Genomic DNA, 19,639 nt, shown 5'->3' with positions numbered 1-19,639 from the left:
TCACTTCGAACTGGCTCGTTCGCGCGTCAAACGAGTCGAAGGCCGTAGAAGATTTGGCCGTCGAGGGGAGTGACAGTGAAACGCCAGGTGTCCATCGGGTTGGCCGTGGTGCTGCTGCTGGCCGTCGTCGCCGTGATCATCTGGGGCCGCGGTGACGACTCCGCCCAGGGCGGCGACCTGACCACCGTGCGCGGGGTCATCGGCTCGGAGAAGCAAGCCTTCTTCACCGACCAGCGCGTCGTCGACGCCTTCGCCCGTCACGGCCTGAAGGTCGAGGTCGACACGGCCGGGTCGCGGCAGATCGCGACGGCCGTCGACCTCGGGAAGTACGCCTTCGCGTTCCCGTCGTCCTCGCCCGCGGCGCAGAAGATCCAGCGCGACCGCAAGGTCACCACCGTCTACACGCCGTTCCAGTCGCCGATGGCGATCGCCAGCTTCGAGCCGATCGTCGCGCTGCTGAAGGCGAACGGCGTGGTGCACAAGGGCGCCGGCGACTACGACGTCCTCGACATCACGAAGTACCTCGACCTTGCGAAGGCGGGCACGCGCTGGGACCAGCTGCCCGGCAACACCGCCTACCCGGCCCGCAAGAACGTCCTGGTCACGACCACCGACCCGCGCGAGTCGAACTCCGCGGCGATGTACCTGTCGATCGTTTCCTTCGTGGCCAACGGGAACACCGTCGTCAGCACGCCCGACCAGGAGGCGAAGGTGCTCCCGGCGGTGTCGAAGCTGTTCCTCGACCAGGGGTACACGCAGAACAGCACCGAGGGGCCGTTCGAGGACTACCTGTCCGCGGGCATGGGCAAGACGCCGCTCGCGCTGATCTACGAGTCGCAGTTCGTCGACCGGGTCGTGCGCGGCGACGGCTCGATCCGGCCGGACATGCGGATGCTCTACACCGCGCCGACCGTCTACTCCAAGCACACGCTCGTCCCGCTCTCGGGTGACGGCGACAAGGTCGGGCAGCTGCTCTCGACCGACCCCGAGCTCGGGAAGCTCGCCGCGACCTTCGGGTTCCGCACGAACGACCCGAAGCTGTTCGCCGACGTCGCCGCGAAGGCGCACGCGCCCGCCGACCTGGTGGACGCCGTCGAACCGCCGTCGTTCGAGACGCTCGAGCGGCTGCTCGACGCCGTCGGCAAGCAGTACTGACATGGACGAGTTCACCCTCACCCCGCCCGAGCCGGTCACCCCGATCCCTGCCGAGCGCGTGGCCGGGCTCATCACGCTCGGCGACGACACCCGGTCGGAAATCACCGCTCGCGCCGAGAAGTTCACAGCTCGCCTGGAAGCGCTGGACGTCAAGTCGCCGGAGTTCACCGACCTCCTCGACGAGCTGCTGGCCGTCGGCGAGGCCGACATGCGGGCCGCGGCCGGGGTCGCCGGCTCGATGCTGGACCGGACCAGCCGGGCGCTCACCGCGTCCCCGCAGGAACACGTCACGACGAGCCTGACCAGCCTGCGCCGCACGGTCGCCGAGCTGGACCCGGCGAAGCTGCCGCTGACCGGGCGGAAGCTGCTGGGGATGTTCCCGGTCGCGGCCGGCGCGAAGCGCGCGCTGGACCGCTACCGGGCGGCGAACGAGCCGGTCAACGCGCTGGTCGTCGACCTCCGGGGCCGTCAGGACGTGCTGCGCCGTGACAACGCCGCGATCAAGGGTGAGCGCGAGCGGCTGTGGAAGGTGATGGGGAAGCTCGCCGAGGCGGCCGCCTTCGCCGAGGCCGTCGACGGCGCCGTCGAGACCCAGGCCGGCGTCTTCGACTTCACGGATCCCGCGCGCGCCAACGCGTTGCGGGGTGACGTGCTGTACCCGATCCGGCAGCGGCACCAGGACCTGCTGACCCAGCTCGCGGTCAGCGCCCAGGGGTACCTCGCGCTGGACCTGGTGCGCAAGAACAACGACGAGCTGATCCGCGGGGTCGAGCGGGCGGTGTCGACCACCGTGTCCGCGTTGCGGGTCGCGCTGCTGGTCAGCGGGGCCTTGGCGAGCCAGCGAGACGTCCTCGACGAGGTCGCCGCCCTGCAGGCGACCACCGACGGGCTGATCCGCGCCAACACCGAGCTGCTCGACCTGCAGTCCGCGGAGATCCGCAAGGCGAGCAGCGACCCGGCCGTCGCGACCGAGACGATCCGCGCGTCGTTCGACCGGATCTACGCCTCGATCGACGCGATCGACGGCTTCCGCGCGGACGCCGTCCGCAGCATGGCGACCACGGTCGAGTCGCTGTCCGGCGAGATCCGCCGGGCCGAAGACCACCTGCGCCGTTCGCACGAGGGGGAACTGTGATCAAGAAGCTGGGGGCGTTCGTTGTCTGTGCCGTGCTGCTGGCCGGCTGTTCCGGCTCCGACGCGTCGGCGCCGCTGGGCGACCCCGAGCCGGGCACGCTCCGGATCCTCGCGGGCAGCGAGCTGGCGGACATGCAGCCGGTGCTCGACGAGGCCGAAAAGGCCACCGGGGTCAAGGTCAAGTTCACCTTCACCGGGACGCTGGAGGGCGCCGAGGCGCTGGCGAACGGCAGTGTCGACGGCAAGTACGACGCCGTCTGGTTCTCTTCGAACCGTTATCCCGCGGGCATTCCCGAAGCGGCGAAGCGGCTCGGGAACCAGGTCAAGATCATGAGCTCGCCGGTGGTGCTGGGGCTGGCTTCGTCCGTGGTGCAACGGCTCGGCTGGGCGGGGAAACCGGTCAGCTGGGGCGAGATCGCCGCGCAGGCGGGGAAGAAGGCGTTCAGCTACGGGATGACGGACCCGTCGGCGTCGAACTCCGGGTTCTCGGCGCTGGTCGGCGTCGCGTCGGCGCTCGCGGGGGCGGGCAACGCCATCGACGCGCAGCAGATCGCCGCGGTGACTCCGCAGCTGACGCAGTTCTTCAGCGCCCAGGCGCTTTCGGCGGGGTCGTCGGGCTGGCTGTCGGACGCGTACACGCGCCGCGCGACCGGCCAGGACCCGGGGCAGAAGGTCGACGGGCTGATCAACTACGAGTCCGTGCTGCTGTCGGCGAACGCGTCCGGGAAGCTGCCGGAACCGCTGAAGCTGGTCTACCCGAGCGACGGTGTCGTCACCGCGGACTACCCGCTGACCCTGCTCGCTTCCGCGGGGGACGACGCCCGCTCGGCGCACCAGCGGCTCTCCGACTACCTGCGCACACCCGACGTCCAGAAGAAGATCATGGACACCACGCAACGGCGGCCGGTGGTGCCCGGGGTGGCGCTGGGGGCGCAGTTCGCGCAGCGGGACCTCGTCGAGCTGCCGTTCCCGGGGACGCAGCAGGCCGTCGACGCGCTGCTTTCCGCGTACTTCGACAAGATCCGGCGGCCGTCGCGGACCTTGTACGTGCTCGACACGTCGGGTTCGATGGAGGGTGACCGGATCGACGCGCTGCGGACGGCGCTCGTCGGGCTGACCGGCGCGGACAACTCGCTCACCGGGCGGTACCGGCGGTTCCGGAGCCGGGAGGAGGTGACGATGCTGCCGTTCAACACGCACCCTTCGGCGGCGTCGACGTTCACCGTGCCGGAGCAGAACCCGCAGGGGGAGCTGGACAAGATCAAGGCGTTCGCCGAAGGGCTCGACGCGCGCGGCGGCACGGCGATCTACGACAGCCTCACCGAGGCCTACCGGGTGCTCGAACCGCTGGCGGCGCGCGACCCGGACCGGTTCACCTCGATCGTCCTGATGACCGACGGCGAGAACGCGAACGGCTCGGCGCTGCCGGACTTCCAGGCGTCGTTCGGCTCGCTGCCGGCGACGATGAAGCAGGTGCCGGTGTTCACCGTGCTGTTCGGCGAGGGCAGCAGCGACGAGCTGACGCAGGTCGCCACGCAGACCGGCGGCAAGGTGTTCGACGCGCGGAAGATCCAGCTGTCGAGCGTGTTCCAGGAGATCCGCGGGTACCAATGATGCTGCGTTATCTGGGGTCGACCAAGAACCTCGCCGGCTGCGTCGGCGGGCTGCTGGGTGTGGTGCTGTACCTGACCGGGGTGGTCGGGTGGTTCTGGCCGTTCGTCGTGGTGGCGTTGTACCTGGTGGGTGCGCTGCTCGCGCCGGGGGAGAAGGTCCGGCTGGTGCCGGACCGGTCGGTCGAGCTGCGGCAGTCCCTGGATGCCCTGGTGGCTTCGGTTTCCGCGCAGGCTTCGCGGATGCCGGCGTCCACTGTGGACACCGTACGGCGGATTGCCGAGGTGCTGGTGGATCTGCTTTCCCGGCCCGCGCGGCTCGCGGCCGACCCCGATCTGCAGCACTCCGTCACGCGGCTCGCCGGGACCGATCTGCCGCTGTCACTGGAAAGTTATCTGAACCTGCCGTGGTGGTTCGCGTCGCGGCGGGCGGGGGCCGGCGAGGAACTGGTGGCACAGCTGGGTTTGCTGGAGGCCGAGGCGCATCGGGTGGCCGAGCGGTTCTACTCCGCGGACGTCGATCGGCAGGCAGACCACACGCGGTATCTGCGGGACCGGGACGTCTGAAGTCGCTCTACCCTTGTGAGTGACGATGTTCGAACGCGCGTTCGAGTAGCGTGGTCGGTGTCCGGCTCACCAGGGAGGGGAAGTCATGAACGCGCACCGAGGTTCGGCAGGGTCAGGGTCATCGCGGCGGTGGTCAGCCAGCTCAGCAGGTCCGGCAGGGGGATGCGGGAAAGCCGTTCCGGCCATTCCTCTGCCACGGTGTGCAACACGAGCTCGTCGTGCCGTGGCTCGACCTTCGTCAGTTTTATGCCCGGCGGGAGCTCCGGCAGGGGCAGCACGATGGGCCGGAAGCGCTTCGGCGGGCGGAGCTCTCGCTGTCCGATGTGGAGGGTCCGGGGCACGAGCACCACGGCGTCGTCGGCCACCTGGGCTTCGAGGGTCAGGTAACCCCACTGCGGCCGCTTGGCCCAGTGGATCTGGAGCAGGCCGCTGTCCGCCGGAGCGGCCACGATCCCGGGGCGCACCTTCGCCACCCGTTCGCGCAGCACGTCCGCGGAGACCGTGATCCGCAGTTCGACACGAGCGGGCTTGGCGGCCGGCGTCGGCAGGGAGCGGAGCCGGACGTCTTCGGCGAGCACGGTGACCCGGCGCAGCGGAATGCTGCCACCATCGGGCTCGGGCCAGTCGACGTCCTCGGCGACGATCCGGACGTCACCGACCCGGCCGGTGGCCAGCCGGAGGCTGTCGGCGGGATAGTCGAGTTCGGTGAGGGTGAGGCCGACCTCGCGGTCGTCCACCTTCGCGGTAAGCCGCCGCCCGACAAGCTGCTCGGTGACGGTCCGCACCAAGGCGGCGGGCGTGACGGGAACGTTCGGAAAAAGCGAACGCCCGGCCGCGGCCAGCCCAGCCAGCTCAGGCCAGGGCGACCAGCCTTCGAACCACCTGCCGTCGCTCATCCGTCCAGTGTCGCCGAAAGCCACCCCCAACCGCGACGCCGGGTGTCCCGCGGTCAGTCGCCACCCAGCAAAGCGGGTGACGACCCAGCCGGAACGCTCCAGCCACGTGTCGAACCCACCTGCCCTCGCCGACCGGCGGGCTATCGCCGCAGAACACCGCGGATGGCCGTGACGGGTTGCCCGTCGTCGGTCACCGCCCAGCAAAGCGGGCGGCGGAGATGCGTCGACCACCCACCGTCGCCGACCGGCTGGGGTGTCGCTGCAGGACACCGCGGTTGGCCGCGGCGGGTTGTCCGTCGTCGGTCACCGCCCAGCGAAGCGGCCGGTAATGCGGGTGCCGACGAGTCGGAACGCTCCAGCCACGTGTCGAACCCACCTGCCGTCGCTGACCGGCAGGGCATCGCCGCAGAACACCGTGAATGGCCGCGACGAGTGGTCCGTCACCGGTCACCGCCCAGCGAAGCGGGCGGCGGACATGCATCGAACCACCTGCCGTCGCCGACCGGCTGGGTGTCGCTGCAGGACACCGCGGACGGCAACGGCAGGTGGTCTGTCACGACCAGCCAGAACACAACGGCCAGGGGCAACCGTGTGTCGGACCACCCGCCGTCGCCGACCGGCTGGGTGTCGCTGCGGGACACCGCGGACGGCAACGGCAGGTGGTCCGTCGTCGGTCACCGCCCGGCGAAGCGGGCGATGATGCCGGTCACGACCAGCCAGAACACCGCAGCCAGACCGAAGTCGAGGATGACGGCCAGGCTGGGGCTGTCCACCGGGAACAGGCCCGGCCAGAACAAGGCGAGAGGAACCGCAAGCGACTTGATGAAGGCGAAGAAGGCGTTGCCGGCGTTGGCACCGGCGAGCACCATGATCATGTAAAGGACTTCGATCCCCGCGAAGATCGCGCCGATCGCCGTGATGACCCGCACGGCCGTGTTCCGTCTGGTGGTGGTTCGCCAAGGAGACATGCCCGCAAAATTCCCGGATCGGGTGACCGATCAAACGCTTCAAGCCCGAGATTGCGCCGTTCGGCCGCTCCCCGTTGCTCTCCGCCACCCCTCCGCCACACCCCGCACCCCCTCCGTCACCCCTCCACACCCTCCCGCCCTCACCCGCCCACCATCCCCAAACCCGCGCAACCAGCCGTGTCGCCCCTCCAATCACGCGTGTCGACCTTTCAAACACGCGTGATGCCCCTCCAGTCACGCGAGATGCCCGCCTAATCACGGCTGGTGCCCTCCCGGCCACGCGTGATGCCCGCTCAGTCACGGTCGATGCCCACCTGATCCGGTGAGTTCCGGCTCCAATCACGCGAATCCCGGACCCAAGCACGCGAGTCGCGGCTCCGAACACGCGAGGTACGGCTTCAGTCACGCGATTTCCGACCTCAATCACGCGAGTCACGGCTTCAAACACGCGAACTCTGGCCCCCGATCACGCGAGCTCGGGTCTCGGCTGCGCGAGTTTCAAGCTCGACCGCGCGGATCGCCCCCCGCGAACCGGCGATCGCCACGCTCGCGGCACCGGCACCGGCACCGGCACCGGCACCGGCACCGGCACCGGCCGGCACCGGCAACAGGGCAACCGGGCAACCGGGCAACCGGGCAACCGGCCGAGCGAGCAGTCTGGCCCCGTGAGCGCGACCCCACCGCCGGAGGCCTGCCCGGCCGGACTCAACCAGCTCGCGCGGTCACGAGCGCAGCGAGACGGCTCCGGACCGGATCGCCCAATCGCGAGCCACAGCGAGCCACAGCGAGCAGCGGCATGAGCCGCCCCGCGAGACCCAACCGCCGACCACCTACCCGCCCACAGCCCCCAGCAACCGAGCCACAGCCCAGTCCTGCACCGCAAGCCCCACAGACTTGAACACCGTCCGCCCACTCACCTCCGGCGGCGCCCTCAGCGCATCACCAAGCTCAACCAAATCCCCCCGAGAAAGAAGCCCCGTATCCACCGCATGAATCACCTCACCGGCCTCCTCGAGCACCGCCCCCACCTGATCCACGCCCACACACCCAGCGGTAGCCAACAACTCCGCAGGAAGCTCCCGCATGGACGGCAGATAAGACCCGATCGCATTGACGTGAACCCGTTCAGGCAAAGCATCCACAGCAAAAAGAGGCACCGAAGACGACGTAGCACAACAAATGATCTCAGCATCCGACACGGCATCCGACGCGGAAGAAGCAACCCGCACCGCCAAAGCAGGAAACTCCGAACCCAACCGACCCGCGAAAGCCCGCGCCCGAGCCGAATCTCGTCCGTACACCGCCACCCGGTCCACCGGACGGACCGCCATCACCGCACGGACCTGGTCCGCCGCCTGGGCCCCAGTACCCAGCAGAGCGAGCCGATGCGCCTCCGGCGGTGCCAACAGATCCGTCGCGACGCCCGAAGCCGCGCCCGTGCGCAGTGTCGTCACCTCGATCGCGTCCGCGACGACCTGGCCCTCGGCCGTGTTCCACACCAGCGTGCCCAGGATCATCGGGGCACGACCGGGGACCAGGCTGAGGGTCTTGACGACCGTGGTCGACGTCGGGGTGTGGCAGGCGCTCATCACCAACGTCGTGCCGCCGCCGAAAGACAACCGTTGGGGCACCTCGAAACGGCCGGCGGCGAGGTCGACGAACGCCTCGCGCACCGCCTCGACCGCGGCGGACATCGGTACGGCGGCCCGGACGGCCTGGGCGTCGAGCATGCGCGGGGTCCCTTCCGGCTCGGGGATCTGCCGCTAGCCTGGCGGGGTGCCCGAAGCCACGCAAGATCCCGTCGAGGAGCAGCGGTTCGTCCGCGACGACCGGTACGGGGAGGAGATCACCGGGCGGCACTACGTGCGGTGCGAGTTCCTCGAGGTCGACTTCTCGGAGGCGGTCACCCGGAACTCCGTGTTCACCGACTGCACCTTCGGCAACGTCCGCTTCAACGCGTCCCGGCACGTGGACACGGCCTTCACCGACTGCTCCTTCAAACGGTGCAACTTCTTCGACGCCGAGTTCACCGGGTGCAAGCTCGTCGGCGCGACGTTCGGCGAGTGCGAGCTGCGTCCGCTGCGGGTCACCGGGGGCGACTGGTCGTTCGCCGGGCTGCCGGGCGCCGACCTGCGGGCGGCCGCCTTCCACCAGGTGCGGATGCGGGAGGCCGACCTCACCGGGGCGAACTGCGCCGACGCCGTGTTCGCCGACGTCGACCTGTCCGGGGCGATGCTGCACGCCGTCAAGCTGGCTCGTGCCGACCTGCGGGGCAGTGACCTTTCGGCGCTCGATCCGGTGAACGCCGACCTGGCCGGCGCCATCGTGTCACCCGAACAGGCTGCGGTGCTCGTCACGTCGCTCGGGCTGCACGTCCGGGCGTAGGCTGCCGCAGAAGGCAGTGAGGAGGCCGCATGGGCGTCGTGACACCGGGTTTCCGCGGCCGCGCCCGCAGCGGCGACCCGCGCCTGCCACCCGGGCAGTACCTGGCCGAGGACTTCCCCGTGCTCTCCGCGGGGCCGACGCCGCGCGTGCGCACCGAGACGTGGGAGTTCACCGTCACCACCGAGACCGGTGAAAAGCACACCTGGAGCTGGGCCGAGCTGATGGCCCTGCCGAGTGAGAAGCCCACTGTGGACATCCACTGCGTCACCCAGTGGTCCAAACTGGACACCCGGTGGCGCGGCGTCGCGGTGGACACGCTCGTCGGCGGGCTCGACACGATGGCCGACTACGTCATGGTGCACTCCTACGGCGGGTACACCACGAACCTGCCGCTGGCCGACCTGCTCGACGGCCAGGCCTGGATCGCCTACGAGTACGCGGGCAAGCCGCTGACACCCGAGCACGGCGGCCCGGCGCGGCTGCTCGTGCCGCACCTGTACTTCTGGAAGTCGGCGAAGTGGGTGCGCGGGCTCGAGCTGAAGTCCCGGGACGAGCCGGGTTTCTGGGAGAACGTCGGTTACCACGACTACGGGGATCCATGGCGCGAACAGCGGTATCAGGGCGACTAGCCTGGCGGGTCGCCCGCCTGGCCGGCATCCGCGACGAGACACCGACGGCCCGCACGCTCCTCTTCGACCTGCCCGGCTGGCCGGGGCACCTCGCGGGGCAGCACGTCGACGTCCGGCTCACCGCCGCCGACGGCTACCGCGCGCAGCGCAGCTACTCACTCGCCGCGCCCGCCGACGGTGACCGGGTCGAAATCACCGTGCAGCGCGTCGCCGACGGCGAAGTCTCCGAGCACCTCACCGGGCCGTACGCGGTCGGGGACCCGATCGAGATCCGCGGGCCGGTCGGCGGCTGGTTCGTCTGGCGGCCCACGGACCCGGCGCCGGTGCTGCTCGTCGCCGGCGGTTCGGGCATCGTGCCGCTGATGGCGATGGTCCGCGCCCGGCGCGCGGCCGGCGTCCGCACGCCGTTCAAGCTGATCTACTCGCTGCGCACCCCGGCCGAGCAGTACTACGCCGACGAGCTGCGGACGCCGGTCGCGGGCCTCGACGTCACGTACGTCTACACGCGCGAGCTGCCCGAAGGCCGGCCGGGCATCCCGCGACGCATCGACGTCGCCACGCTCAACACCGCGGGCTGGCCGGCCGAGTTCGGCGCGTCGTCCTTCGTCTGCGGCCCGACGGGTTTTGTCGAGACGGTCGCGGACATCCTGGTCGCCCTGGGCCACGACCCGCACCGCATTCGCACGGAACGGTTCGGGCCCAGCCGCGACTGACGGGGCCTACTGCGCCTCGGGCCGGGACAGGAGCTCGCGGAGCGTCGAGAGCAGTTCACGCCGGTCCGCTGCGCCGAGCTTGCCGCGGATGCGGGCCATGTGGTGCTCCACCGTCTTGCCCGAGATGAACAGCTTGCTGCCCGCCTGCTTGTAGGTCAGCCCGTCGACGACCAGCCGCGCCACTTCGAGCTCGCGCTCGCTCAGCGCCGCCAGCCCAGTGCCGGCCGCCGCGGGCTCGGTGGTGCCGGCGTCGCGGCGGGCGGCCGTGCCCTGGAACTGGCGGGCCGCCTCCAGGAGCTGGACCATCGCCTTGCGGTCGGACGTCCGGATCGCCGCCTGGCCCGCGAGCCTCGACGCGTCCCAGCGCAGCCCGAGCTCGTGCAGCTCCGCGGCCGCCGCGGAGATCGTGTCGGGGGCGAACGCGCCGCCTAGCACTGCCAGCCAGCCCTCGGCCGCCGTTGCCAGCGCGCTGGGGTGACGGCCGCAGTGAGCGTGCGTGGTCAACGTCGCCAGGTGCGCCTTCGCCGCTTCCGTGTCTTCGAGCGCGATCGCCGCGTGCAGCTCGTGCCAGACCAGCGAGACCGTCCACAGTGGAGGTTCGCCGAGGCGGGCCAGCAGGCCGTGAGCGCGTTCCAGCTGGCCGGCCAGCTTCGCGTACGCGCCGGTGCGGGCCGCCGCGATCACCAGCTCACCGAGCGGCAGCAGCGTGAAGAGGTCGACCTGCTGCCGCATCGACGCCTGGTAGGCGCGGTTCCACGACCGCTGCAGCCCGACGAGGTCACTGGCCCGCCGGGCGAGGCCGAGCTCCAGGGTCGCGAAGAACAGCTCGTCGCGCGCTTCGAGGCGGTGGCCGGCGACGGCGTCGCGGTGTTCGGCGGCCTTGGCGAGGTCGCCGGCGGTCATCGCGACCCAGCCGAGCAGCAGCCGGTGCCGCACGGCGAGCAGGTCCCCGCCGGTCCGCCCGGCCAAGGCCCGGCTCAGCACGGACTCGGCCAGCGCCAGTTCACCGGTGTGCACGGCGGCGAGCGCGGCCAGGGCGGCCGGGCTGTCGGGTAGCAGGGTGCCGCCGAGGGCGGGTTCCAGCATGGTGGCGGCGCCGAGCAGGGTGGACAACGTCTCGGTCGCGCAGCCGGCCACGGAGTCCGCGATGCCGCTGGCCATCCGGGTCGCCGCACCGGCGAACAAGGTCGGCGCGACGCCGGGGGCGGGCGAGTCGAGCAGCCGCCGGGCGCCGTCGAGGTCGCCGGTCCCGACGAGCGCGATGGCCGCGAAGGCATCGGCCCCGGCCCAGGTGGCCGCACCGATCCGCCCGGAGGCGGCACCGTCGGCGCCGCGGGACGCCCAGGTGGTCCCGCCGATCCGCCCGGGGGCGGCGCCGTCGGCGTTGCGGGAGCCCCAGGTGGCCTCGCCGATCCGGCCGGGCGCGGCACCGTCGGCGCCGCGGGAGTCCCAGGCCGCGCCGGTTTGGCCAGCGGCGACCCCGCCCGCGCCACCGAATGCGGCTCGGTCAGCGGCAGCGCCACCGCGAGCGGCACCGCCGCCGCCAACAGGGTCGATCGTGCGTGAAGCCCAGTGGTACAGCTCCGCACTCCGCGCCAGCTCCCCGCGGTGCGCCAGCACCGTCGCAGCGATCGCCGCTCCGGCCGCGCGGGTCTCCGCGTCCTCCGCGCCAAGCATTCCGTCGCCCAGCCGCAACGCCGTGTCGAGATCGCCGGACAACGCCGCCGCGCGGGCCCAGCCCGCAGTAACCACCGAAGACCGGTCGCCCGCCTCGGCCGCCGCTTCGAACAGCTGCGTCGCCAACCGCGCGTCGGTCGGCAATGCCTCTCCCGCTGCCGCGGCGAACGCGGCCGCCGCGGATGCGCCGGAACTTCCGGTCCCCAGCAGCGATCGCGCCAGGTCGAGCACCGGGAGCCCGTTCGCCAGCTGCAGCTCGACCAGCCGCTGCACCGTCGTCAACCGGCGCGCGGGCGGGCCGAAGTCGCGGACGGCCGCCTCGGCCAAGGGCAGCAGCGTGTCGTCCGGGGCGAGCAGGCCGGTCGCGCGGGCGCCGTCGACGATCGCGGGGAGCTCGTCGGGGCCGCGGTCCAGCAACGCGCACAGCAGGTCGAGGTTGCGGCCCGCGCCCGCCTCGGCCGCGATCAGGTAGCGCAGGACGTCGTCGTCCAGCTCGTCGAGCTCGGGCCGGAACTCCTCCAGCCGGCCGAGCAGCGCGCGTTCGGCCAGCCGGGGCACTCCGCCGCTGCGGGTGTGCAGCTCGGCCGCCGCCGCGGGGTCGGCGGGTGCGCCCGTCAGGGCCGCGCTCAGCTCGGCGATCTCGTCGACGCCGAGCGGGCCGAGCTGCAGCAGCGTCCAGCCGGGCGCGACCGCGGCCGGCCGGTGCGCGACGACGATCGGCCCGTCCGCGCCGGCGAGCAGCTCCTCGAGCTGGTCGGGGCCGAGCCGGTCGGCGTCGTCGACGAGCAGGGCGGGGACGCCGGCCTCGCGGAACCGGCGGTCGAGCGCGGCGAGCAGCACACTCTTGCCGTACCCGCCGGGCGCGACGACGGCGAGCCGCAGCGGCGCGGCCGGGTCGGCCGCGACCTGGTCGAGCAGCTGCCGGGCCGCCGGGTGCACGGGGACGGTGCGAAGCGCGGAGACCTGCGTGAGCAGTGTGTTCAACAGTGACCTTCACCGGAGGGGGCGCCGGGGGCGCAGTGGCTCGGGGCGGGGGAGGTGTCGGGGCCGGCGGTGGCTTCGCGGGCGGTGAGGGTGATCAGCACGGCCGAGACGGCCGCGGCGAGCACGAGGATCGCGGCGGCGAGGGGACGCCGCCGCCGGAACAGGTTCAGCGGGCTGGTGCGCTCGGGCAGCTCGAACGGCGTGATGTCGACCGGCGGCCGGGGCGGCCGGTCGCCGAGCTCACTGAGCGTGTCCAGCTGGGGGAGCAGGGTCGTCTCGACGGCCGGGGGCTCCTGCGGGGTGACGCGGTGGTCGGCGCGAAGCGCCGCGAGGGCGGCGGCGCCGAGCGCGGTGGTCGCCGGCGGAACCGGTCCCGCGAACATCGGGCACGGCGGCCGGGCCGGCAGCGCGTGCGGCGGGACGTCGCCGCAGAACACCACGCCGGCGAGCCCCTTCGGCGACGTCGACGCCGCGCCCGCGAGGGCGAACAGCGTGCTGAGCGCCGCGGCCGGGGCGACGCCTTCCGCGGTGGCGCCCGGCTGCCAGCCGCCCGCGCCGGCGGCCGTGGCCAGCGTGACGTGCACGCCGTCGGCGCCGAACTCGCAGACCCCGGCGAACTGCGCGCCGGGGCCGGGGACGGGCAGGTGCGCGCCGAGCGCGGCGATCGAGCCGGGGACCAGCGTCACCGCGGTGAACCCGGCGTCGGCCAGCGCCCGCCGCAGCACGTCACGGCGGTAGGTGCCCCAGTCCCCGGGGTGGGTCAGCACCAGGTGGCGCGGGGGGCCGTCGAACAGGTTCGCGGCGTGCTCGGCGATGCCTTCGACGAGCACGGTGGTCAGCGTCTCGGGCGGGAACGCCTCGCCTTCGACGAGCATCGGCACGTCGTCGCCGATCCGCCGGTGGAAGCCGGTGAGCAGCTGGGACGGCACCCGGGCGCCCGCCTGCACGGCCGCGTCGCCGGTGAGCAGGTACCCCTCGTCGTCGAGGAACAGCGCGGTCGCCGCGGCGGGGGACCGCTCACCCAGCCAGAGGGGTTCGGGGTCGCCCCAGCCGGGGCCGTGGCGGCGGCAGGTCGCGGCGTGGGTCCGCCCTTGTGCCACATCGATCCCGAGGACGTAGGACAACGGCGTTTCCTCCTCACCTCGCAGGGCCGATCAGGGGATTGAAATCCCCCTAGGGCTCGGGGCATCCTCACCCAAACGGGTTAGTCAAGCAAGGGGTTGGAAGGATTTAATCCAACTGAGTGCGTCTCGGATGAGCCCCTAACTCCCTAACGATGACATATCGATCCCCTATCGGCTGACCGGCCTGCGACTCGGAGTGATCCCCGATGTGCCTGGGGGGTCCGGCTCCCTAACTTGATGTCGGAGCACCGGTCCTTGCGGCCGATGCCGTCCCCCGAACCACCGGACCAGGAGAAAACCCCATGGACTCCGTGCAGACGTTGCACGACTTCGCCCTGAACCTGCTCAACGACCCGACCGCGCTCGCGGCCTTCGGGACGGACCCGCAGGGCGCCCTCGCTGCCGCCGGTCTCGGCGACGTCAGCGCCGCCGACGTGCACGAGGTCATCCCGCTGGTGCTCGACTTCGTGCCGGTCGACAGCCTCCCCGCCGTCGGTGGCCTCCCGGTCGTCGGCGACCTGTCCCCGGTGGGCACCGACGCCACCGGCATCCAGGGCGCGATCGACCAGCTCACCGCCCTCACCTCGGGCCTCGGCCTGCCGGCCACCACGCTGCCGGGTGTCGGCGACCTGGGCGTCGGCGAGCTCGGTGGCTCTCTGCCCGGCGTGGGCGGCTTCGGTCTGCCCGCGGTGGCCGGCCTGGGACACCCGCTTTCGAGCGTGACCGACATCACCAACAACGCCGCCAGCGTCACCACCATCGCCAGCGACGTCACGAACACCTTCGGGCTGGGCGGCGATCTCGCGCAGAGCATCGACGTCGCTTCGGTCGGCGGCCTCGGCAACGCCGTCACCGGCGCGGTCACCGGTGCCGTGGACGGTCACAACGTGGTCGGCGAGGTCGGGCACACGGTCACCAACGCGGTGAGCACCGTCGGCACCGGCGACCTGACCGGCGCGGTCACCGGCACCGCGGCGGCCGGCGACGTCACCAGCCACGTCGGCGACCTCGGCAGCACGCTGAAGCACGTCGGCGACCTCGACGTCAAGCACGTCGGCGGCGACCTGACCGGTGCGGTCCACAACACCGTCGGCGACATCACGCACAACACCGTCACCACGGTGACCGGCGCGGTCGGCGTCGACCACAACGCGGTCGGCGACATCGCCGGCAACAACGGTGTCGACGCGGTGCACGACGTCGTGTCGGGCGTCACCGACAACCTCAGCCACAACGCGCTGGGCAACCTCCACGTCGGCGACCTCGGTCACAACGACATCCACCTCGGGCACTGATCCCCGAACCGGTCACCGGTGCCCGTCCCGCGGTCTGGGTGCAGCCGCGGGACGGGCACCCGGTGTGCGCACGGGGAGTAAACCGGGGACACTCGTCCCTCGTGACCGCCCCGGCTTGGCTCGAAGTGCTCAACGAGACCCTGGACGCGTGCCGCACGCACGGCCGCGCCGATCTCGCCGAGCGCCTGCGCAGACGCCGCGACGCCCCCGTGGGGCAGGTCCGGCTCGGTGTGCTCGGCTTTCCCAAGCAGGGCAAGGGCTACCTGCTCAACGCCGTGCTGAACGCGCCGGTGTGCGCGGTCGGCGACGCCGCGACCCCCGCCGTGCCCACCGAGATCGCCTACTCCGCCGAACCCGCCGCCACGCTGGTCGGCCGTTCCCGCGAGCGGATCCCCGTCGCGGTCGAACGGCTCACCGGTGAGCTCGGCGCCCGGCCCGCCGGCACGCTCACCCGCGTCGAAGTCGGGGTGCCGCGGGAGCTGCTGTCCGCCGGGCTCGTGCTCATCGACACCCCGCCGGTCGGCGACCCGCGCTCACCGCGCACCGCCGCCGCCCTCGAGCTGCTCGACGAGGCGGACGCGGTGATCATCGTCTCCGACGCGACCGCGCCGCTGAGCGCCGCCGAGCTCGCGCTGGCGCGCCATGTGCGTACTTGGTGCCCGCATGTCGTGCTGGCGCTCACCAAGATCGACTCCTGCCCGGGGTGGCGCGCGGTCGCCGAACGCGATCGCGCGATGCTCGCCGAAGCCGGGATCGACGCGCCCGTTCTGCCGGTTTCGGCCGTGGTGCGCCAAGCCGCCGCGAAGGCGGGTGACGCGGATCTCAACGCCCGCTCGGGTTTCCCGGACCTGCTCACCTGGATCGCCGAGCAGGCCGCGCGGCCGCAGGAGCAGTCCCGCGCGCTGCTCGCCGCGGTGGGCGTGCGCGCCGCCGCCGCGGAGCTCGTGGAGTCGTTGCGCGACCGCGTCGAGTCGGCGGGGCAGGACGCCGGGCTCGGCCAGGCCGCGCTGCTGCAGCGGGCGCAACGCCGGGCGGACGACCTGCGCCGGCAGAACACCCGGTGGCAGAACCTGCTTTCCGACGAGGTCACCGACCTGCTGTCGGACGCCGAGTACGACCTGCGCGAGCGGACCCGCAAGATCGTCAACACCATCGACCAGACCTTCGACGAGGGCGACCCGGCGAAGGTCTGGGAAGACTTCTCGGCGTGGCTGGACGACTCGCTCGCCGACGCCGTCGAGACGAACTACTCGTGGCTGGCCGACCGGGCGGAGTGGATCGCGCAGGCCACCGCGGCGTGTTTCGGCGCCCAGTACGACCAGGCGCTGCCCGACCTGCGGCTCGACGGCTCGGGCGTGGAAAGCCTCGACGACGTCCGGCGGCCGAAGATCGAGAAGTTCAAGATCGGCCAGCAGGCGTTCACCGGGTTGCGCGGGTCCTACGGTGGCGTGCTGATGTTCGGCCTCGTCACCAGCCTCGCCGGGCTGCCGCTGATCAACCCGGTTTCGATCGGCGCGGGCGCGGCGTTCGCCTTCAAGACGATCAAGGACGAGGGCGGCATGCGGTTGCAGCGCCGCCAGGCCGTCGCCAAGCAGGCGGCGCAGCGGCACGTCGACGACGTCTTCATCCGGTTCAGCAAGGAATGCCGGGACGCGATCCGCGTGGTCCAGCGCCGGTTGCGCGACCACTTCACCGGGATGGCCGAAGAGCTCGCCGACGAGCTGACGCGCGAACGGGAGACGATCCTGGCCGGCACCGCCGAGCGCGAGCGCCGGACCGTCCACATCAGACGCGAGATCGACCGGCTCGCCGGCCTGCACCAGCGCGCGGGCGAGCTCGGCACCCTGGCGGGCCGGCAGCGCCGGGAGCTTTCGGCGTGACCCAGGACGTCCGCGACCTCCTCGCCGCCGCGGCCGGGCTTTACCGGGACGACCCGCGCGCTTCGGCCCTCCTGCACGACTGCATGGACCGGCTGGCGCAGCCGCTGCGCGTCGGGTTCACCGGGGCGCCGTCGTCCGGGAAGACGACGCTGGCCGCGGCGCTGGGCGAATGGCCGACCCGGGCGCTGCGCGACCTCGTGCTGCTGGACGACCCCGGCCCGGGGGACGACCTCCCGGACGCGACGGTCCGGCTGGTGCGCCACCTCGAACCCGACGAGCTCGCGGCGGCCCACCCGCCGGGCGGCTCGGCGTTCGCGCGCCAGAGCGCGGTCAACTCGGTGCTGGTGCTGTCGCGGGCCGACGAGGTCGGCGCGGGCCGCATCGACGCGTTGCTGACGGCGAAGCAGCTGGCGCGCCGGGCCTGGCGCGAAGACCCGCTGTGCACGGGTTTCCTCGGCGTGATCGCGGTCGCCGGGCAGCTGGCCTACGGCGGTCGGTCCCTGCGTGACGACGAGTTCGACCTCCTGGCGGCGTTCGCCGCGGTGCCGCGCGAAGAGCTGGAGCGGCACGTGCTTTCGGTGGACTCGTTCACCGATCCGGCGTTCCCCGGCCCGATCCCGGTCGAGACGCGGCGCTCGCTGGTGGTGCGCTTCGGGATGTTCGGCGTCCGGCTGGCGCTGACGCTGATCCGCACCGGCTGCGACGACCGTGTGAAGCTCTCGGCGGAGCTGGTCCGCCGCAGCGGTCTCGGCGAGCTGAGGGACACGCTCGCGGGTTGTTTCGTGGCACGGTCCGAGGCGTTGAAGGCCCGCACGGCGATCATCCGGCTGGAGGCGCTGCTGGCCGCTCAGCCCCGCCCGGGCGGCGACCGCCTGGTGTCCCGCGTCGAGCGGTTCGCGGCGGCCGCGCACGACTTTCGCGAGCTGCGCCTGATCGCCGACATCCGCGGCGGCCGCACGGCGCTGTCCGGCGACCCCGCGGAGGAGGCGGTCCGGCTGCTCGGCGCGCAGGGCACGGCCCCGGCCGACCGCCTGGGCCTGGAGCCGGACGCGGACCCGGGCGACATCTACGACGCGGGGCTGGACGCGCTGCGGCGGTGGCGGCACGAGGCGGAGCGCCCGGACCGCCCGCACGCCGAGCGGACCGCGGCGCACGTGGTGGTGCGCTCGGCGGAAGGGCTGCTGGCCCTGTTCGGCTAGACCGGCTCGCCGTTCACCGTGACATTCGTGAGCGTCACGTCCCGGGCGTTGCCGATCTGCGGCGCCGGGGTGTCGATGTTCGTGAACGTGCTGTCGCTCAACCGGAACCCGGTGAGCGGGCTCTCCGCCGCGCCGCTGATCTTCAGCGCGAACGGCGAGTCGTCGAGGTGGACGTCGCTGATCGTGATGTCGCGGATCACCGGCTGCACGATCGGGCCGTGGCCCGGGCCGGTGAGGCTGTAGTTCATGTCGACGAAGATGCCGCCGCGGTCGACCGGGCCGCCGGTCAGGCGGCGCACGTGGATGTCCGAAATGACCCCGCCGCGGCGCGGGTTCGTCTTGAGGTAGACACCGTAGAACGACTTGTACGACGACCCGGCGTGGATCCGGTTGTCCTGTGCGAAGACGTTGCGCACACCGCCGGACATTTCGCTGCCGACCGTGATCGCGCCCCAGCGGCCGTAGTAGTCGTTGTCCTCGATGACGATGTCCTCGCTCGGCGCGCCGACCCGGCGGCCGTCGGTGTCGCGGCCGGACTTGATCACCGTGCCGTCGTCGCCGGTGTCGAAGGAACAGCCGTGGACGTGCACGTCCGCGCTGCTCTCCGGGTCGACGCCGTCGACCATCGCGCCGCGCGAGTGGATCGTGACGTTCCGGACCGTGACGTTGCGGCACAGCACCGGGTGCACAGTCCACATCGCCGGGTTGCGCAGCGAGACGTCGGCCACCAGCACGTTGCGGCAGCGGTAGAACTGGATCATGTTCGGCTTGAGGAAGTGTTTGTCGCCGAACACCCGCCGCGCGGGCGGCATACCGTCGACCGCCTGCTGCTGCAGCACTTCCCAGTCCGGGCCGCGCCGGCCGTCGAAGTCGAACCACGGCCCGGCCGCGGCGTTGCCGTCGATGGTGCCCGGACCGGTGACCGCGACGTCGGTCTGGTCGATCGCGTAGATGAACGGCGAGTAGTTGAGGCATTCGATGCCCTGCCAGCGGGTGAACACCACCGGGAGGTAGGACGCCGCGTCGCTGCGGAACCGGATTGTCCCCACCACGTGCAACTCCACTTTGGACAGCAGGTGGATCTTGCCGGTGCGGAACGTCCCCGCGGGCACCAGCACCCGGCCGCCGCCGGCGGCGTGGCACGCGCTGATCGCCGCCTTGACCGCCGGGGTGCAGTCGGTGGTGTTGTCGCCGACGGCGCCGTACCTGCGGATGTCGAAGACGCGGCAGGGGAACACCGGGGGCCGGACCCGGCCCAGGATGACCGGCACCCGCGCCCACGGGTCGTCGGCGGCGCTCGCGCCCGCCGGGCCGAACACCGCGCCGGCGGCCAGCAGCCCGCCCGCCGCGCCCGCGACCTTCAGGAACTCACGCCGAGTGCTGCCCGTCATCCGAAGCCTCCTTGCACGCCGCCGTCATACAT

General features: G+C 72.1%; 16 protein-coding genes. 10 read left to right on the top strand and 6 right to left on the bottom strand.

Going from position 1 to position 19,639, the window contains the following annotated elements; translation table 11 throughout:
• Window positions 1-75 precede the first annotated feature (75 nt).
• From ACZ61C_RS31400 to ACZ61C_RS31385, 4 genes are read left to right on the top strand one after another with little or no spacing between them, the layout of a single operon-like run.
• A complete protein-coding gene (locus ACZ61C_RS31400) occupies window positions 76-1,155 on the top strand; it encodes a hypothetical protein (protein WP_465311474.1) in 1,080 nt (359 codons plus the stop codon).
• A 1-nt stretch (window position 1,156) separates the two neighbouring features.
• Entirely contained in the window at window positions 1,157-2,290 is a 1,134-nt protein-coding gene (locus ACZ61C_RS31395; RefSeq protein WP_465311473.1) for a toxic anion resistance protein, read from the top strand.
• A complete protein-coding gene (locus ACZ61C_RS31390) occupies window positions 2,287-3,903 on the top strand; it encodes a substrate-binding domain-containing protein (RefSeq protein WP_465311472.1) in 1,617 nt (538 codons plus the stop codon). The genes ACZ61C_RS31395 and ACZ61C_RS31390 overlap by 4 nt, the downstream gene beginning before the upstream one ends.
• Complete coding sequence (locus tag ACZ61C_RS31385) at window positions 3,900-4,466, top strand: hypothetical protein (RefSeq protein WP_465311471.1); 567 nt, start codon at window positions 3,900-3,902, stop codon at window positions 4,464-4,466. Before ACZ61C_RS31390 ends, ACZ61C_RS31385 begins: the two co-directional genes overlap by 4 nt.
• Before the next feature lie 83 nt (window positions 4,467-4,549).
• On the opposite strand, the gene ACZ61C_RS31380 is transcribed toward ACZ61C_RS31385, so the two are convergent.
• From ACZ61C_RS31380 to ACZ61C_RS31370, 3 genes are all read right to left on the bottom strand, one after another.
• Window positions 4,550-5,362 carry an LmeA family phospholipid-binding protein gene (locus tag ACZ61C_RS31380; RefSeq protein WP_465311470.1) on the bottom strand — a complete coding sequence of 271 codons (813 nt, stop codon included), beginning with the start codon at window positions 5,360-5,362 and terminating at the stop codon, window positions 4,550-4,552.
• 674 nt (window positions 5,363-6,036) lie between these two features.
• On the bottom strand, window positions 6,037-6,291 hold the full coding sequence (locus tag ACZ61C_RS31375; RefSeq protein WP_465311469.1) for a hypothetical protein: 255 nt from the start codon (window positions 6,289-6,291) through the stop codon (window positions 6,037-6,039).
• An 869-nt stretch (window positions 6,292-7,160) separates the two neighbouring features.
• Entirely contained in the window at window positions 7,161-8,060 is a 900-nt protein-coding gene (locus ACZ61C_RS31370) for an ornithine cyclodeaminase family protein (protein ID WP_465311468.1), read from the bottom strand.
• A 46-nt stretch (window positions 8,061-8,106) separates the two neighbouring features.
• Between ACZ61C_RS31370 and ACZ61C_RS31365 the strand changes: the two genes are divergently transcribed.
• The 3 genes from ACZ61C_RS31365 to ACZ61C_RS31355 are packed head-to-tail and all read left to right on the top strand — an operon-like array spanning window position 8,107 to window position 10,057.
• On the top strand, window positions 8,107-8,715 hold the full coding sequence (locus tag ACZ61C_RS31365; protein ID WP_465311467.1) for a pentapeptide repeat-containing protein: 609 nt from the start codon (window positions 8,107-8,109) through the stop codon (window positions 8,713-8,715).
• Between the two features lie 29 nt (window positions 8,716-8,744).
• Window positions 8,745-9,344: a sulfite oxidase-like oxidoreductase gene (locus ACZ61C_RS31360; RefSeq protein WP_465311466.1), complete on the top strand. Its 600-nt coding sequence runs from the start codon at window positions 8,745-8,747 to the stop codon at window positions 9,342-9,344.
• Window positions 9,314-10,057 (top strand): ferredoxin reductase, encoded by a 744-nt coding sequence (locus ACZ61C_RS31355; RefSeq protein ID WP_465311465.1) that lies wholly within the window; start codon window positions 9,314-9,316, stop codon window positions 10,055-10,057. Before ACZ61C_RS31360 ends, ACZ61C_RS31355 begins: the two co-directional genes overlap by 31 nt.
• 6 nt (window positions 10,058-10,063) lie before the next feature.
• On the opposite strand, the gene ACZ61C_RS31350 is transcribed toward ACZ61C_RS31355, so the two are convergent.
• A complete protein-coding gene (locus tag ACZ61C_RS31350; RefSeq protein ID WP_465311464.1) occupies window positions 10,064-12,718 on the bottom strand; it encodes a helix-turn-helix transcriptional regulator in 2,655 nt (884 codons plus the stop codon).
• Window positions 12,715-13,842 carry an Hsp70 family protein gene (locus ACZ61C_RS31345; protein WP_465311463.1) on the bottom strand — a complete coding sequence of 376 codons (1,128 nt, stop codon included), beginning with the start codon at window positions 13,840-13,842 and terminating at the stop codon, window positions 12,715-12,717. Before ACZ61C_RS31345 ends, ACZ61C_RS31350 begins: the two co-directional genes overlap by 4 nt.
• A gap of 302 nt (window positions 13,843-14,144) precedes the next feature.
• Here ACZ61C_RS31345 and ACZ61C_RS31340 point away from each other — a divergent pair, with 302 nt between their 5' ends.
• From ACZ61C_RS31340 to ACZ61C_RS31330, 3 genes are all read left to right on the top strand, one after another.
• Window positions 14,145-15,137: an IniB N-terminal domain-containing protein gene (locus ACZ61C_RS31340; protein ID WP_465311462.1), complete on the top strand. Its 993-nt coding sequence runs from the start codon at window positions 14,145-14,147 to the stop codon at window positions 15,135-15,137.
• 101 nt (window positions 15,138-15,238) lie between these two features.
• Window positions 15,239-17,017: a P-loop NTPase family protein gene (locus ACZ61C_RS31335; protein ID WP_465311461.1), complete on the top strand. Its 1,779-nt coding sequence runs from the start codon at window positions 15,239-15,241 to the stop codon at window positions 17,015-17,017.
• The gene (locus tag ACZ61C_RS31330) at window positions 17,014-18,216 is read left to right on the top strand and encodes a GTPase (RefSeq protein ID WP_465311460.1); all 1,203 of its coding nucleotides are present in this window, start codon (window positions 17,014-17,016) and stop codon (window positions 18,214-18,216) included. The genes ACZ61C_RS31335 and ACZ61C_RS31330 overlap by 4 nt, the downstream gene beginning before the upstream one ends.
• Here the strand turns inward: ACZ61C_RS31330 and ACZ61C_RS31325 are convergent.
• The gene (locus tag ACZ61C_RS31325) at window positions 18,213-19,607 is read right to left on the bottom strand and encodes a glycoside hydrolase family 28 protein (protein WP_465311459.1); all 1,395 of its coding nucleotides are present in this window, start codon (window positions 19,605-19,607) and stop codon (window positions 18,213-18,215) included. The genes ACZ61C_RS31330 and ACZ61C_RS31325 overlap by 4 nt on opposite strands.
• Between the last annotated feature and the right edge of the window lie 32 nt (window positions 19,608-19,639).

This window comes from Amycolatopsis sp. NPDC104587, assembly GCF_055583645.1.
Note: the sequence above shows the minus strand (reverse complement) of the source record. Positions and strands in the feature narration are given on the sequence as shown.